This is a genomic window from Streptomyces sp. NPDC047453 (genome assembly GCF_040643155.1).
Lineage (GTDB): Bacteria > Actinomycetota > Actinomycetes > Streptomycetales > Streptomycetaceae > Streptomyces.
The window spans coordinates 1-14,457 of record NZ_JBEYTS010000114.1 but is presented as its reverse complement, the minus strand read 5'-3'; the positions used below and the strand labels follow the sequence as shown (position 1 = coordinate 14,457).

The window sequence follows — 14,457 nt, the reverse complement described above, 5'->3', positions numbered from 1 at the left end:
GGATACGATCTAGACACTCGCATCCTCGCAGGTCAGCGGCACCTTTCTGCTGTCAGGGCGTCAGCCCGACCAATTCCGCTGAATAACCGGGGTTAAAGGCTCACTGCAGCGCTGGCTGCGCTGCAGTACGTGCCGCCCATCCCAGCCGGATCGGCGACATCGCTCGGGCCGCCCTCGTCCTCAACGAAATCTCGAGGTGATGAGCGTTGAGGGTTAAGGTCCGTGCGGTTGCCGCGGCTTTCATTGTCGTCTCTGCTCCGGCCTCGCTCGCCGCACCCGCGACCCACGGCGGCCTTTCTACAGGACAACTCAGATGTCGGCCCCGTGATCAGGAACTTAGGGTTGGACAATCATCAATGTGTGACGTTCTGTGAAGTGCGGCCCGGCCGCTGAGGCTTCACGTAGCAGGGTCAACGCACGAGACCCCGCCAGGCCTGGGAAAGTCGACGGGATCTCAGCGAGAGCAAGCACTCTGCGCAAACGGCGCTAGCCGAACTCGCCGTCGCGCACGCCATCCCTAAAGGCTGCCCACTCGCGGGCTGTGAACCGCAGCGCGGGCGTCTCCGGGTTGTTGGAGTCCCGCATCGCGACGGCGCCGCCGCCGAGGTCCGTCACCTCAACGCATCCGGGTGGATACGCTGTGGACTTACTGCTCTTGGTCCAGTACGCACCGGACAGATCCAGCGCGTACAGGTCGGCCTTCTTCGCATCCATAGCACTTCTCCTTTCCGATACATTTCAAGTGTTACCACTCCACGGGCCATGTGCAACGGGCAACCGCCGGAGGATCAACGGGCAAGCCTGAGAAGGCTCATGCTCGACATCCCACGCGCCGGCACCGAAGTGTTTTCACCGGTCAATGACATAGCGCTCACTGTTCGTCGGCTGATGACAACACGGAGATCACCCCCTGCTCTTTTGAGTCAATGTGTATGTCGGCTGTCTGGAATCTCTGTCGGCAATGGTGATGACTACACAGAGGCACGGATCCAGTGTTGTGGCCGACGACGATGAGGCGATGCGGTCAGCACAGGAGGAAGTCGCCTCTGGTCTGGAACGACAGCTTTGCCATCAGTTGCGGCGGCACCGCCGTGCGATCGGTTCTCGCTGGCGGTACCTGAGCGCCGGCCGCCAGGTCCTGCTGACACTTGCTCACCTGCGGGTGGGGCGCAGGTAGTGCCCAGTTCGCGGCCGGGTTCGGCATCGGAACCACGATGGCCTACCGTTATGTCACCGAGGCTGATCTATGGACGGGCCCCGCCTGTGGAGGCAGGCGCGGGGCCTGGACCAGCCGCTTTGCCTGAGGCAGAAGGGCCCCTCTGGAGCGGTGTGCGCAGGTTCGAATCCCGTCGGGGGCACCTCGAAGAACGTGTCAGAAGACCCCGTGATCACGTGATCAGTGGAGACGCTGAGTGCGGGTCTTCGCGTTTGTGTAGATGTATGTCGTTCGAAGCGGCCGCGTGGCGGGCTGTGGGCTGGATCTTGGGGCGTCGCCGCAGGTGAGGTCCAGGGCGTGGTGAGGGGCCGTGCCGGTGCCGGGTGGCATCGTGTGGGCGGTCGGCGCGCCGTGGGGCGGATGTCTCATCCTTGGGACATTGTGATGCGCCCGGCGAGGGCTGTACGTTCGCCGCATGATCAGAATTGCAGTGATCGTATTCATTGGAGCTCTCGCCATTTCCGCAGGCGTCACGGCGTTGACTGTGTCGCCTTGGTGGTGGTTGGTCGCCGTGCTGTGCGCGGGGGTGGCCGGGGTCGGCACTTATGATTTGCTTCAAAAGAGCCATTCCGTCCTACGTAACTACCCAGTGCTGGGACATATCCGCTTCATGCTGGAGTCGATCCGGCCGGAGTTGCAGCAGTATTTCATTGAACGTAATACCGATGGCCGGCCATTCGACCGGGATGTGCGCAGCCTTGTCTACCAGCGTGCCAAGGGGACTGAAGCGGAGATCGCGTTCGGCACCGAGCGGAACGTCTACGCCGAAGGCTACGAGTACTTCGAATCGTCGATGAGGCCGCGCCCGGTGCCGACGGAGCAGCCCCGGGTCCGCATCGGCGGCCCGGACTGCACCAAGCCCTACGACATGGCCTTGCTCAACGTCTCGGCCATGAGCTTCGGTTCGCTGTCAGCCAACGCGGTCCTCGCCCTGAACCGGGGGGCCGCCCTCGGAGGATTCGCTCACGACACCGGCGAGGGTGGCATGTCCGAGTACCATCTGCGCCACGGTGGTGACCTGGTGTGGGAAATCGGCACCGGATACTTCGGTTGCCGCACCGCGGACGGCGGTTTCGATCGCGCGCGGTTCGCCGAAAAGGCCGCTCACGACAACGTGAAATGCGTGTCACTGAAGCTGTCTCAGGGAGCCAAGCCCGGCATCGGAGGGGTGCTGCCCGGAGAGAAGGTCACCGCCGAGATAGCCCGGGTGCGCGAGGTTCCCGAGGGGAAGACCGTCATCTCGCCCCCTTACCACCAGGTCTTCGACACGCCCCGGGAACTGATCCGGTTCATCGCCGAAATGCGCGAGCTCTCCGGCGGTAAGCCGGTCGGCTTCAAGCTGTGTGTGGGCTCCCGGCGGGAATTCCTGGCGGTGTGCAAAGCCATGATCGAAGAAGGCACCGCGCCGGACTTCATCATCGTCGACGGAGCCGAGGGCGGCACCGGAGCCGCCCCGCTGGAGTTCGCCGACCACCTGGGCAGTCCGCTCACCGAAGGGCTGATCACCGTCCACAACGCCCTGGTCGGCGCCGGCCTTCGGGACCGGATCAAGATCGGCGCCAGCGGCAAGGTGGCCACCGGAGCCGACATCGTCAAGCGCATGCTGCAGGGCGCCGACTTCACCAACGCGGCACGCGCCATGATGTTCGCGATCGGATGCATCCAGGCGCAGAGTTGCCACACCAACACCTGCCCCGCCGGCGTCGCCACACAAGACCCGCGCCGCGCACGCGCATTGGATGTCGACGACAAGTCGGCCCGGGTCCACCGCTTCCAGTCCGCCACGGTGAACAGCGCACTGCAGATCGTCGCCTCGCTGGGCGTGAGTGAACCCGCCGAACTGCGTCCGAACATGCTGCGTCGGCGCGTGGACCCGGTCACCGTCCGCTCCTACGGGGAGCTCTACGACTGGCTGACTCCTGGCCAGTTGCTGATCGAGCCGCCCGAGTCCTGGGCGGCGGACTGGAAGGCCGCCGATCCCGACCGGTTCACTGTCTGACGGGCCTGTGGGCGGCGCCGGGGGTGCCCTGTTGATGGCGGACGCTCCGCACACCGTCTCCTGCAGCAGGGCCTTCCGGCTCGGTGTGGATTGCCACGTCCGCACCGGTGACCGGAAAGGCCCTCATGCCGCACCTCCGACCGGGGTCCGGGGGCGCCGACCCCTGTGCGGCGCCCCCGGCCGGGTGGCGCTACGGCAGGCGCTGCTCGTAGTCCTTGTCCTTGCCGGAGTCGTAGACCAGCTTGCTGTCGGCGTCGTACCCCTTGATGCGCGGAGCCGCCGTGACCTGCTGGTTCAGGACGCCGGAGGCGATGAACCAGCCGTGGTCCAGGGTGGCCCGGCTGGTGGCGCCGCCGTAGGAGACGGTCACCCGGGCCACTGACGGCTTGACGGTGCCGATGACACTCCATCGGAACGGCAGCTTCCAGTGGCCGTGGTCGAGGACCGACTGCTGGTAGAGCTTGCCGCCGTTGATGTCGGCCATCACGGGACCGGCGCCCGGCACGTCGTCGGAGCCTACGCTGGCGTTGAGGCCGCTTTTCCCGCCGTCCCTCACGTTGCAGATCAACCGGGCCTGCTGCGGTTGCTCCTTCACCGCGACGACGTACATGCCGTCGCCGGGCGCGTTGGAGTCGCCGGTGCTGTTCATCGCCAGAATGATCCGGTACTCCTCGGCCGCGCCCAGGTCCATGCGGAAGCCGGCCGGGCGGCCTGTGCGCGACTTGTCGTCCGCGAGGCACTTCTTCAGCCCGTCGGCGGCCTGCCCGAAGGTGATCCCGTCGAGGAGCTGGTCCTCCGTGGCCGGCCGCGCGGGCCCCGCCGGCGACGCGGCCGGCGTCGGTGTCGCCGACGTCCGCGGTATGGCGCTGACCTGCGGTGTCGCTGCCACCGTGTTCCCGCCCGCATCCCCGTCGGCCAGCGCGTACGCCCCCACGGGCATCGCCGCCAGCGTCACCAGGGCCGCCCCGGCCGCCGCCACCCGGCGTCGCCGCTCGACCGTGCCCCGGCGGCGGATCGCCGGATACGGCACCGGTGCGGGCCGGATGGTGTTCGCGTCCTCGGCGAGCAGCTCGCGCAGTTGCTCCTCGAAGTCCCCGCCGGTTCCCATCCCCTGCTGCTTCTTCTCCTCGTTCACTTGCCTGCTCCCTGCCCGGACGACACTCGGCTGCGGACAGGTTCGTCCACGACCTGTGCGAGCCCCGGATGGTTACGCAATTTCGCCAGCGCCTTGGACGCCTGGCTCTTGACCGTGCCGGGCGAGCAACCGAGCATCTCGGCGACCTCGGCCTCGGACAGGTCCTCCCAGTAGCGCATGACGATCACCGCCCGCTGCTTTGGCGGCAGTCCGGCCAGCGCCACGAGCAGGGCGCTGCGTTCATCGGCCCACGAGACGGCCTCGTCCCGCCCGGCCGCCTCCGGCGGCGCCGCGGTCAGAGCCTCCGCAACCCGCCGCTTGCGGAACCGGTCGCTGTTGCAGCTGACCAGTATCCGCCGGACGTACGCCTCCGGACTGTCGCTGCGTGAAACGCGCCGCCATGAGCGGTACGCCTTGGCCAGCGCCGTCTGAGTCAGGTCTTCGGCGTGGTGTACGTCGCCCGTGAGCAGATACGCGGTCCGTACGAGATGGGACCACCGCGCTCTGACGAATTCCTGGAACTCGGCCTCTTGTTTGGCCTGCATCAAGCACCCTCCCTCGCCCTCCAGACCACAGTTTCGGCGGATTCGGTTGCCCGGGATCCGAGGGCCGCGCTCAGGGAGTGCCGAGGAGTCCGCCGCGGAGGGCTACGGGGTGGGCGCGGGTCCCGGTACGGGTGGTACGTGGGCAGCGGTCCGCTCCGGCTGCTGTGACCCGCGTGTGGTGGGGGCGAAGAGCCATCCGGTGGAGGGGCGGGTCAGCGGGCGGACCAGGTGGCGTACCGGTGGGGAGCCGAGCACCATGGTCAGCAGGATCGCGCACAGCACCAGGCCGGCGATCTCGGCCGGGGTGTTCACCCGTGATATCCAGCCCTGTTCCCGGATGGGCAGGATGACCAGCGGGTGCAGGAGGTAGATCGTGAACCCGCCGGCGCCCAGCGTGGTGATCAGCGGGAGCCGCCGCCGGGGCATCAGGCGCAGCAGGCAGAGCACGAGGGCAGCGGCCGAGGCCAGCACCAGCAGCCGGATGAGCCAGGCCCACTCCAGGCTCAGGGGGTGGCCGGCGGAGTAAGGGTGGCGCATGGAGAGCCAGTTGCCCTTGATGTCCCGGTGCCACAGCCATCCCGCGACGCAGGAGGCGAGGACCCCGGCGACGGCCACGAACAGGCTCCAGCGGCTGGTGAACCAGGAGTTCAGGAAGCCCTGGCCGATCCGCCAGCCGAGGTAGAACAGCGGAAGGTAGACGAGCGTGCGGCTCGCCGAGAACTCCAGCCCGAACTCCTCGATGTACCCCACGGCGAGGGCGATGACGGTGGTGACGAGCAGTGGGTGACGCAGCTGGACCACCAGCGGCAGCAGCAGCCGCCAGAAGAAGAGGGACATCAGGAACCACAAGGTCCACGGCAGTTGGACGACGTACACCACGAACTCGTTGCCCAGCCAGTACTTCTCCAGCGAGTAGAGCAAGCTGAACGCGAGGGCGGGCAGCACGATGCTCTGGAGCAGGGTGCGCAGGGAACGGGGGCCGAGCGGCCCCGCGTTGCTGAACACACCGGCCAACATGACGAAGGCAGGCACCCGGAAGGCCCAGCTGGCGATGTGGAAGGAGTGCAGCACGTCCTCTCGCGCCATGATGCTGCCGACGGTGTGCAGAATCACGATCAGCGTGGCGGAGAGGAACCGGGTGTTGTCCCACCACGGATTCCTGGCCCGGTCCGTCCCGCCGGCACGGTCGGTGGAGACGGCGGTGGCAGGTCTCGGGAGTGGCTTGTCCATCGCGGCGGCGGGCTCCTGTCAGCGGCTCGGCAGGGGAAGGGGCCGCCGTACTGGTGCTCGACTCGACGGGGCCGGGCACACCGTGACGATCTCCGAGAAGGGCTCGGTTGCCGATTCTAATTCATACGATGAACTTCACATGTACATCGAGAGCTCCGATGAACCTCCCGCCGGCGTCCCTGCCACACTGCCCGGTCGCAGATCCGACGGCGGTGCGAGACCACGCCGGCAGCAGTTCCCTCGACGGCCATCAGCGTTTGCTTGACCTGGTGCTGTGACCGGAAACAAGGACGTCCAGCCGGCCCCGACGAAGCGCTCGGCGACGGATGAGGTGTCTCGGCAGCCGTGCAGGATGCCGTTCACGTTGTTGCCGGTCTCGGTCCATTCGGCGTCGAGCGCGTCGCCTTTCTCGGAGATGTCCACCCTCGTGGTCGCGCTCAGCCGCCGCTGCCGTACGGGCGGGTGAGGATCTCCATCGCGTGGCCCACCGGGTCCTGGAAGTACAGGCCGCGGCCTCCGTCGCGGTGGTTGATCTCGCCGGGGTGTTCCAGGAGCGGGTCGGCGTAGTACGTCACGTGGGCCTGCTGGATTCGGTCGAACGCCTCATCGAAGTCCTCGTCGGACACGAGGAAGGCGTAGTGCTGGGAGGCGATCGGTCCCTCCGGGTCGGCCATGTAGTCGAGGGTGACGCCGTTGCCGGTGGCGACGGGAACGAACGGGCCCCAGGGCGCCCCGACCTCCAGGCCCAGGATGTCCGCGAGGAACTCGGCGGACTCCTGCTTGTTCCGGGCGTGGACGATGGTGTGGTTCAGCTCCACGTTCATGGTGTGCCTCCCTGCGGCACCTCTTGCCGGCGCCTCCGTGCCCCACCAAACCGATGTCCGGCACGCGGTGCCGTAATTCCGACCCTAGCCGGGGCCGTCCGCGGACGGTAGCCGGATCCGTTTCCCTCGATTCGTCGCCCGGTTCGCCACCCGGTTCGTCACCAATTCGAGGACGGACGGGGACGTTACGCGACCATTCGTATCCCTGTGCTCCCACAGGGTCACTGGTCCCAGAGTCGCCGCAATCCGGTCTCCAACAGCGCGAACGCCTGTTCCGCGTCCGCCACCGCGCCCGCGTGACGTGCGTCGGCCGGTTCTCCGTGGGCCAGGCGGGAGGCGTTGTCCTGGGCCAGCAGGCCTTGGACCGCGACGATCTGGGTGGCGGCCAACCTCGCCGTGAGTTCGGGGGTGTCCGCCGTTTCCTCCAGCGCCTGGGCCAGTGCGCGTTCGGCGCCGGTGTGGAACTGATCCATGCGGGCCACCAGCGAGGGCGCGTCCAGGACCATGCGGGTGAGGCGCAGGACCTGGGGATGGTCGTTGAGTCCGGTGATCGGGTCCCGTTCGTGCAACCCCTTGAGGAAGTGATCACGCAGTGCGGTCAGCGGGGCGGTGCGGGGTGGGCGGGCCCGTACGACGCGTGCGGCTTCGGTCTCGTGGTCGGCGAGGCGGTGCACCACGAGGTCTTCCTTGGTGGGGAAGTAGGCGAAGAGCGTGCGCTTGGAGACCTCGGCCGCCTCGGCCACCTGGGCCACCGAGACCTGATTGAAGCCGTGTTCGAGGAACAGCGCGATCGCCGCGTCGGAGATCGCCGCGCGGGTCCGTTGCTTCTTTCGTTCGCGTAGTCCTGGCTTGCCGTCCACGGCGCCCATCCTAGCCGCTTGCTTCCCCGAGGGTATTTCTGCACCTGGTATACATTTACTCCGAGGGAAGGAATGGGAGGAGCAAGAGTGTTGGACGAGATCGAGACCGAAATCGAGACCGAGGTCGTCGTCGTGGGTGCCGGTCCGACCGGACTGATGCTGGCGTGCGAGCTGACGCTGGCAGGGGTCGAGACCCTGGTCCTGGAGAAGCTGCCCCGGCGTGCCGAGCAGATCAAGGGCGGCGGGATCCAGCCCCGTACCGCCGAGTTGCTGGAGTCGCGCGGGCTGCTGGAACCGTTGCTGCGCAGGGCCGCGTCCCACGAGCCGGTCGGCGGGCACTTCGCCGCGCTGCCCGTACCCCTGGACTGCACCCCCTGGCAGACCAGGCACCCTTTTCCGATCGCGATTCCTCAGTGGGGCGTCGAGGAGGTGCTCGAAGAGCGCGCGCTCGCTGCCGGTGCGCGGGTTCTGCGCGGCGCTGCCGTCTCAGGGGTCGAGTCGGGCGACGACGGTGTGGTGGTGGTGACGCCGGACGGTCTGCGGGTGCGGGCACGCTACCTGGTGGCGTGCGACGGCGGGCACAGTACGGTGCGGAAACTGCTGGGGCTGCCCTTCCCGGGTAGGCCCGGGACCCACCGGGCGGTGCTGGCCGACATCCGCCTGTCCGCCGTGTCGTCGCTGGTGCCGCGGCAGATCGGGCACATGAGCACCATGACCCGAAGCGCGGGGGGTTACTGGGCCATGCTGGTCCCTCTCGGCGGCGACCGGTACCGGTTGACCTTCGGGCGCGCGGACCAGGCGGGCGCCGACGCGGACACCGACGCAGGCATCGACGGCGACACCCCCGTCACTCACGAGGCGATCACCGTCGCGCTCCAGGCCGTGTACGGGCCGGAGACCGTCCTCGGCGCCGTGGACAACTCCTCGCAGTTCAGCGACGCCACCCGGCAACTGGAGCAGTACCGGTCGGGTCACGTCCTGTTCGCGGGCGACGCGGCGCACATCCATCCGCCGCTGGGCGGTCAGGGTCTCAACCTCGGTGTCCAGGACGCGTTCAACCTCGGCTGGAAACTGGCCGCGACCGTCCAGGGCCGGGCGCCGAGCGGCCTCCTGGACAGCTACCACACCGAACGGCATCCCGTCGGAGCGCAGGTCCTGCACCACACGTCGGCGCAGCGTGTCCTGGCGGATCCGAAGCCGAGCGAGGACGTGGCCGCCCTGCGCGACATCTTCGTCGACCTGCTGCGTCTGCCCGACACCAACCGCCACCTCGCGGGACTGACGTCCGGCCTCTCGCTGCGCTACCCGCTGTCCGGCGATCATCCGCTCACCGGACAGCGCGTGCCGGACGCCGACCTGGTCACCGAAGGCGGCCCCACCCGGCTGTCGGCGCTGTTCGCGTCGGGGCACGCCGTTCTGCTCGACCTGGCCGGAGCCGTCCCGGCCGGCCTCCGGCTCCCACCGCGAGTCGACCTCGTCCGCGCCACCTGCCCCGACGGTCTGGGCGCTGCCGCCCTGCTCATCCGCCCCGACGGCTACGTCTGCTGGGCCGCGGACGGCTCCGCCGACCACGGCGATGCGCTGCTCGCCACCATCGCCGGGAGCCTGGCGAAGATGCCCTGAGAGAGCTGAGGGGGACGGAGTGGACTGAGTCGACTGAGTGAACTCACGAACTCGCGTCGAGCTCATCCCGCCCGCTTCGTCGTGCACGGCCTCGTGGACTCCGGGCTCCCTGGCTAGAGAAGCCCCAGGTCGCCGAGTTCCTTGTGCAGGTCGGCTCGCGGATTGTCGGCTTGTACCGGGAGGTCGCCGCGGGTGGTTGTCCGGGTGCCGCCGTCGGGGCGGCCGGTTCCGGTGGGCCGTGCGCGCCGGTCCCGGAAGAGCCAGGCTCCGGCCAGGCCGCCGATCAGGCCTCCGAGGTGTCCGAGCCAGCTCACCCCCGGTGTCCCGGGCACGGCGACGGTGATCATGTAGGCGAAGGAGGCCGCCATGACGATGCCGATCAGCGTGTCGATCAGGTGCCGGTCGAAGAGGCCGCGGACCACGACGTAGCCGAAGTAGCCGAAGATCAGGCCGCTGGCGCCCACCGTCTCCACGCCGCCCCGTTCGAAGAACCAGACGGTGAGTCCGCTCGTCACCGCGACGAGCAGGCTCAGTCCCAGGAAGCGGACCACGCCCCGGTAGGCGGCAAGGAAACCGAAGATGAACAGCGGGCCGGAGTTGCTTTCGATGTGCGCCCAACTCCAGTGCAGGAAAGGCGCGGTGAGGATGTCGGGCAGCGTGCCGAGGTCGCCGGACGCCACCCCGAACTGCCGTGAGAGGGCGTAGCCGCCGGTGTAGTTGGCCAGTTGCACCAGCCAGACCACCGCGAGGAACCCGAACATCGTGAAGAACGCCTTCCGCGCCTCCGCGATCATCTGCTCCGGACCCACCGGCCCGGCCACCGCCCCGGCCCGCTCCTGATCCGACCTGCCCATGGCACGCTCCCCTCCCCCTGCGGATCCGTGTCCGCGCCACCACGGACTTCCAGTATTCCCGGCGGCGGGCGTGCGGACGGCGCGCGGTGCGTGCTTTTGGTCGGCGTCACCACAGTCCGGGACGTGGGCGGGGGTCGCCGACGATGGTTTCCAGTTGGGCTGCCAGGGAGAGCAGTGTCGCCTCGTCGCCGTAGCGGGCGCCGAGCATCACCCCGATGGGGAGGCCGTCCGTGTTCCAGTGGAGCGGAAGCGAGACCGCGGGCAGGCCCGTGATGTTGTAGAGGGGTGTGTAGGGCATGAACGCCGCCATGGCGTCGAAGTCGGCGGCGGGGTCCTTCCCGTAGAACTCTCCCGTCAGGGCGGGCGGCCGCGCCAGCGTCGGGGTGAGGACCACGTCGTACGAGGCGAAGAAGACGTCCGCGAAGAGCTGTCCGAGGCCGCGGAAGGTCGCCAGTCCCGCCGCGAACTCCAGCCCGGTCACCTGCCGTCCCTTCTCCCGCAGATGGCGGGTGAACGGGGTCAGGAGCGGCTCGTCCTCCTCGTCGACCTGCCGGCCGGCGGCGGCCACCGCCCAGACCCGCTGGAACGCCTCGACGACGTCCGGGTCCGGCGGTATCTCCAGTTCGTCCACCTGGTGACCGGCGCCTTCGAGGAGTTGGACCGTCTTGCGGTACGCCGCCTCGCAGTCCGGATGCACCACGGCGTCCGGGACCACCGTGCGGCCTCGGGAGCGAGGATGCGGTGCGGGCATCGGCGCCGCACTTGGAGGGAAGTCCTGGACGTGCCGATACGGGTCGGCAGGTCGAACGCCTTCTCTCTGACCTCTCGCGCAGCCATGCCCCCGCCTGCCCCGCTCCCATGATGCTCAAAAGGTACCTACAACACTTCGACGGACGAAAGCGTTCCATGTAACGCCTCGTCCCAGGGGCACACTTGAAGCCATGTCGTGAGCCCCGCACCGCGGGGGTCCGGTGCGGGGCCACGCGCGGTCGTCCACCGAGGGCTACTCAGCCCCGGAGGGGACGACCGTCCTTGGGCGCTCGGCGGCCGGGACGCCGCCGGGTGTTCCCTCCTCGCTCAGGCCGATCCGCGCGTGCAGCCTGCGCAGCGGCCCGGGCGCCCACCAGGTGGCCCGGCCGGTCAGCCGCATCACCGCGGGAACGAGCAGGCTGCGGACCACCATCGCGTCCATGAGCACGGCCAGGGCGATCCCCAGTCCGAGCATCTTGGTGTTGGTGACGCGCGAGGCGCCGATCGCGACCATGACGACCGCGAGGATCGCCGCCGCGGCGGTGATGAGCCCGCCCGTGCGCTGCAACCCGAAGACCACCGCGCTCCGGTGGTCCCCCGTGCGGTCGTACTCCTCTTTGATACGGGAGAGCAGGAAGACGCCGTAGTCCATCGAAAGCCCGAAGGCGACACAGAACATCAGCACGGGCAGCGTCGTCTCGATGTCCCCGGTGCTGGTGAAGCCGAGCAGGCCGGAGAGGTGCCCGTCCTGGAACACCCAGACGACGGCGCCGTACATGGCGGTCAGGCTCAGCGCGTTGAGCACCACCGCCTGGACCGGGACGAGGAGACTTCCGGTGAGCAGGAAGACCAGCACCAGGGTCACGGCCGCGATCATGCCGAGGGCCCACGGGAGCCGGTCCGCGATGACCGCCTTGGAGTCCACCAGTGCCGCCCCCGGCCCGGCGACCGACGTCGGGAAGGAGGCCGGTTCCGTGCGCACCGCACGCACCAGGTCCTGGCCGGCCGCGTCGCCCGCCGCTCCCTCACGGAGCACCGTGACATAGGCCGCGTCGCCGTCGGCCCGGGCCGCCTCGGCCGGCCCCGGCTCCTGTGTGAGCCGGCCCTGCGCGTATGCGCCCCGAGGGCCTTCCACCCTGACGACGCCGGGCAGTTCGGACAGCCGCCGGCTGTAGTCGGCCAGCGCCGAGGGCTGGGCGGCGGCCCCTTCGGCCAGCACCTCGACGGCGGCGCCGGGGCTTCCGGGGAACCCGTCACGGATGTGCTGCTGGACGGTACGGCACTCGGCGCTCGCGGGCAGTTGCCGGTCATCGGCGTTGCCGAACCTCACGCTCAGGAACGGCAGGCCGAGGAGAACCAGCCCGGCGGTCGCGGCGATCGCGAAGACCGGGGCCCGCCGCATCACCAGCCGCGCCGCCCTGGCCCACCCGTCCTTCGTGACGCCGCTCCCCGGGGAGCGGCGTCGCAGGGCGCGGCGGAGGTCCCAGGCGTTGATCCGCTCCCCGAGCAGCACCAGCGCGGCAGGGAGGATCACCAGGGCGGCGATCGCCGCGAGTGCCACGACCGCGATGCCGGCGTACGCGAAGGACCTCAGGAAGTACTGCGGGAAGACCAGCATCGCGGCCAGGGAGACCGCGACCGTGAGCGCCGAGAACAGGACCGTCCGCCCGGCGGTGCGCAGGGTGGTCCCCACAGCCGTCAGCGGCTCGGCTCCGCGGGACAGCTCCTCACGGAAGCGGCGGACGATGAACAGGGCGTAGTCGATGGCCAGTCCGAGACCGAGCGCGGTCGTGAGGTTCTGGGCGAAGACGGAGACGTCGGTGAACTCGGTGATGCCGCGCAGCACCGCGTTCGTACCGAGGATCGCCACCACGCCCACGCCGAGCGGCAGCAGCGCCGCGACCGCGCTGCCGAAGACCAGGACGAGCAGCAGCAGGGTGACCGGCAGGGCGATCAGCTCGGCGCGCAGCAGGTCCTCTTTGACCAGTTCCTGCATGTCGTGGCGGACCGCGACCGGACCGCCGAAGGAGACCTTCACAGGGCCGTGGCTGCCGCGGTATTCGGGGGCGATGCGGTCGAAGACCTTGGCGGCGTCGGTCTCGTCGCCTGCGATCCGTGCCGTGATCATGGCTTCGTGACCGTCCTGAGCCCGCAGGGCGGCCGCGCCGGTGGCCCAGTAGGAGACGACTCCCTCGACGGACTGCTCCCGCTCCAGCCGCTCGGCGAGCCGCCGCGCCTCGGCGGCGACGGCCGGGGTGTCCACGGTGGCCTCGCCGCTGTTCACCAGGAGGATCAGGTTCGGCTGGGAGGCGGGGAAGTGCTCCTCGAGGGCTTTGGCCGCGTAGGAGGACTCCGCGCCCGGATCCTGCCAGCCGCCGCTGCCCATGCGGTCGGCCACGCCGCTGCCCGCCACCACCGCCAGTGCCGTGAACAGCAGGGTCAGCAGGAGAGCGAGCCTGGGCCTGGCCGTGATCACCCGCCCCCACCCGGAGAGCCCACCGCCGGGGCGATTCACGTCTGTCATCGGGCAGGTTTCCCCTCTGAAGGACCAAAACACGAGCGACCACTCGCACTCGAAGAACACGGATAGAATGCGAGCACCTTCTCGTGTTTGTCAATCACATCCTGCGGCTTGGGGGTCACTCAGAGTGGAATCCGTTCCGGCGACTTCGGCGACTTCGGTGACTTCGGAAGCTCGGCGCAGGCAGGCGCGCGGCAAGCGCCGTATGGAGCAACTGCTCGACGCCGCGGCCGTCGTGTTCGGCGAGTGCGGCTACACCAGGGCCAGCACGAACGCCATCGCCCGCGAAGCAGGTGTCTCGCCGGGCACGCTGTACCAGTTCTTCCCCAACAAGGAAGCCATCGCGGTGCAGCTCGGCGAGCGGCTGATGCGGCAGATGCTGGAGGCACACGGCCAGGTCTTCACCGACGCCAACGCGTCGCTGCCGCTGGACGAGATGCTGGACGCGATCCTCGATCCGATCATCGAGTTCAACCTCAGGAATCCGGCGTTCCTCGCCCTGATCCACGGCTCCGACGCGCCGGGAGAGATCGCGTCCGACAAGGAGGTCCTCCACGCGATCCTGCAACGGCAGGTCGAGGAGACCGTCGCACTGCGCGCCCCCGACCTGCCCCACGACGAGTGCGTGCGCGTGGCGACCACGGCGTTCGCCGTCTTCCGGGCGGGGCTGTGCCTGGCGATGCAGTACCAGGAGCCCGAGAGGGCCGCCTACACAGCCGAGGTGAAGGCGGCCCTGGCCCGGTACCTGGCCCCGGTGATCGGCACGGAAGCCCGCGCGGTACGCCGCTGAGACAGCGGCGCGGGCGTCAGCGCAGCGGGTCGAACGGGGCCAGTTGCGTGGGGCGTTCGCCGGTGACGATCGTCTCGGCGAGGAGGCGTCCGGTGGCCGGGCCGAGGGTG

12 protein-coding genes and 1 pseudogene are annotated in these 14,457 nt (G+C 69.0%); 4 read left to right on the top strand and 9 right to left on the bottom strand.

What is annotated here, in order from left to right:
* Positions 1-486: 486 nt before the first annotated feature.
* Entirely contained in the window at positions 487-714 is a 228-nt protein-coding gene (locus ABZ818_RS40235; protein ID WP_361426575.1) for a DUF397 domain-containing protein, read from the bottom strand.
* A gap of 304 nt (positions 715-1,018) precedes the next feature.
* On the opposite strand from ABZ818_RS40235, the pseudogene ABZ818_RS40230 reads away from it, so the two are divergent.
* Together ABZ818_RS40230 and ABZ818_RS40225 are read left to right on the top strand one after the other, a co-directional pair.
* A pseudogene (locus tag ABZ818_RS40230) lies at positions 1,019-1,241 on the top strand (transposase family protein); the annotation flags it as partial.
* Positions 1,242-1,631: 390 nt separating this feature from the next.
* Positions 1,632-3,215 (top strand): FMN-binding glutamate synthase family protein, encoded by a 1,584-nt coding sequence (locus ABZ818_RS40225; protein WP_361426572.1) that lies wholly within the window; start codon positions 1,632-1,634, stop codon positions 3,213-3,215.
* Between the two features lie 190 nt (positions 3,216-3,405).
* Here the strand turns inward: ABZ818_RS40225 and ABZ818_RS40220 are convergent, their stop codons facing one another.
* The 5 genes from ABZ818_RS40220 to ABZ818_RS40200 form a co-directional block, all read right to left on the bottom strand.
* Positions 3,406-4,350 (bottom strand): hypothetical protein, encoded by a 945-nt coding sequence (locus tag ABZ818_RS40220; protein WP_361426569.1) that lies wholly within the window; start codon positions 4,348-4,350, stop codon positions 3,406-3,408.
* Positions 4,347-4,895, bottom strand: coding sequence for a SigE family RNA polymerase sigma factor (locus ABZ818_RS40215; RefSeq protein WP_361426566.1), 549 nt, complete (start codon positions 4,893-4,895; stop codon positions 4,347-4,349). Before ABZ818_RS40215 ends, ABZ818_RS40220 begins: the two co-directional genes overlap by 4 nt.
* A 102-nt stretch (positions 4,896-4,997) precedes the next feature.
* Entirely contained in the window at positions 4,998-6,125 is a 1,128-nt protein-coding gene (locus ABZ818_RS40210; RefSeq protein WP_361426563.1) for an acyltransferase family protein, read from the bottom strand.
* A gap of 437 nt (positions 6,126-6,562) precedes the next feature.
* Positions 6,563-6,949, bottom strand: a complete 387-nt coding sequence (locus ABZ818_RS40205) for a VOC family protein (protein ID WP_361426560.1) — start codon at positions 6,947-6,949, stop codon at positions 6,563-6,565.
* Positions 6,950-7,170: 221 nt separating this feature from the next.
* Positions 7,171-7,818 (bottom strand): helix-turn-helix domain-containing protein, encoded by a 648-nt coding sequence (locus ABZ818_RS40200; RefSeq protein ID WP_361426557.1) that lies wholly within the window; start codon positions 7,816-7,818, stop codon positions 7,171-7,173.
* Between the two features lie 90 nt (positions 7,819-7,908).
* Between ABZ818_RS40200 and ABZ818_RS40195 the strand changes: the two genes are divergently transcribed.
* Entirely contained in the window at positions 7,909-9,432 is a 1,524-nt protein-coding gene (locus ABZ818_RS40195) for an FAD-dependent monooxygenase (protein WP_361426578.1), read from the top strand.
* Between the two features lie 113 nt (positions 9,433-9,545).
* On the opposite strand, the gene ABZ818_RS40190 is transcribed toward ABZ818_RS40195, so the two are convergent.
* The 3 genes from ABZ818_RS40190 to ABZ818_RS40180 all read right to left on the bottom strand — a co-directional run bounded on the left by ABZ818_RS40190 (position 9,546) and on the right by ABZ818_RS40180 (position 13,560).
* Positions 9,546-10,286, bottom strand: coding sequence for a rhomboid family intramembrane serine protease (locus ABZ818_RS40190; protein ID WP_361426554.1), 741 nt, complete (start codon positions 10,284-10,286; stop codon positions 9,546-9,548).
* A gap of 106 nt (positions 10,287-10,392) precedes the next feature.
* Positions 10,393-11,037 carry an amidase family protein gene (locus ABZ818_RS40185; protein ID WP_361426551.1) on the bottom strand — a complete coding sequence of 215 codons (645 nt, stop codon included), beginning with the start codon at positions 11,035-11,037 and terminating at the stop codon, positions 10,393-10,395.
* Positions 11,038-11,289: 252 nt separating this feature from the next.
* Positions 11,290-13,560, bottom strand: coding sequence for an MMPL family transporter (locus ABZ818_RS40180; protein WP_361426548.1), 2,271 nt, complete (start codon positions 13,558-13,560; stop codon positions 11,290-11,292).
* Positions 13,561-13,717: 157 nt separating this feature from the next.
* On the opposite strand from ABZ818_RS40180, the gene ABZ818_RS40175 reads away from it, so the two are divergent.
* Positions 13,718-14,347, top strand: a complete 630-nt coding sequence (locus ABZ818_RS40175; protein WP_361426545.1) for a TetR/AcrR family transcriptional regulator — start codon at positions 13,718-13,720, stop codon at positions 14,345-14,347.
* Positions 14,348-14,457 lie beyond the last annotated feature (110 nt).

What these genes read in the sequence shown, in the direction of transcription:
- ABZ818_RS40235 (WP_361426575.1), bottom strand. Translation starts at nt 714, where the DNA reads ATGGATGCGAAGAAGGCCGACCTGTACGCGCTGGATCTGTCCGGTGCG.
- ABZ818_RS40225 (WP_361426572.1), top strand. Translation starts at nt 1,632, where the DNA reads ATGATCAGAATTGCAGTGATCGTATTCATTGGAGCTCTCGCCATTTCC.
- ABZ818_RS40215 (WP_361426566.1), bottom strand. Translation starts at nt 4,895, where the DNA reads ATGCAGGCCAAACAAGAGGCCGAGTTCCAGGAATTCGTCAGAGCGCGG.
- ABZ818_RS40210 (WP_361426563.1), bottom strand. Translation starts at nt 6,125, where the DNA reads ATGGACAAGCCACTCCCGAGACCTGCCACCGCCGTCTCCACCGACCGT.
- ABZ818_RS40205 (WP_361426560.1), bottom strand. Translation starts at nt 6,949, where the DNA reads ATGAACGTGGAGCTGAACCACACCATCGTCCACGCCCGGAACAAGCAG.
- ABZ818_RS40200 (WP_361426557.1), bottom strand. Translation starts at nt 7,818, where the DNA reads ATGGGCGCCGTGGACGGCAAGCCAGGACTACGCGAACGAAAGAAGCAA.
- ABZ818_RS40190 (WP_361426554.1), bottom strand. Translation starts at nt 10,286, where the DNA reads ATGGGCAGGTCGGATCAGGAGCGGGCCGGGGCGGTGGCCGGGCCGGTG.
- ABZ818_RS40185 (WP_361426551.1), bottom strand. Translation starts at nt 11,037, where the DNA reads ATGCCCGCACCGCATCCTCGCTCCCGAGGCCGCACGGTGGTCCCGGAC.
- ABZ818_RS40180 (WP_361426548.1), bottom strand. Translation starts at nt 13,560, where the DNA reads ATGACAGACGTGAATCGCCCCGGCGGTGGGCTCTCCGGGTGGGGGCGG.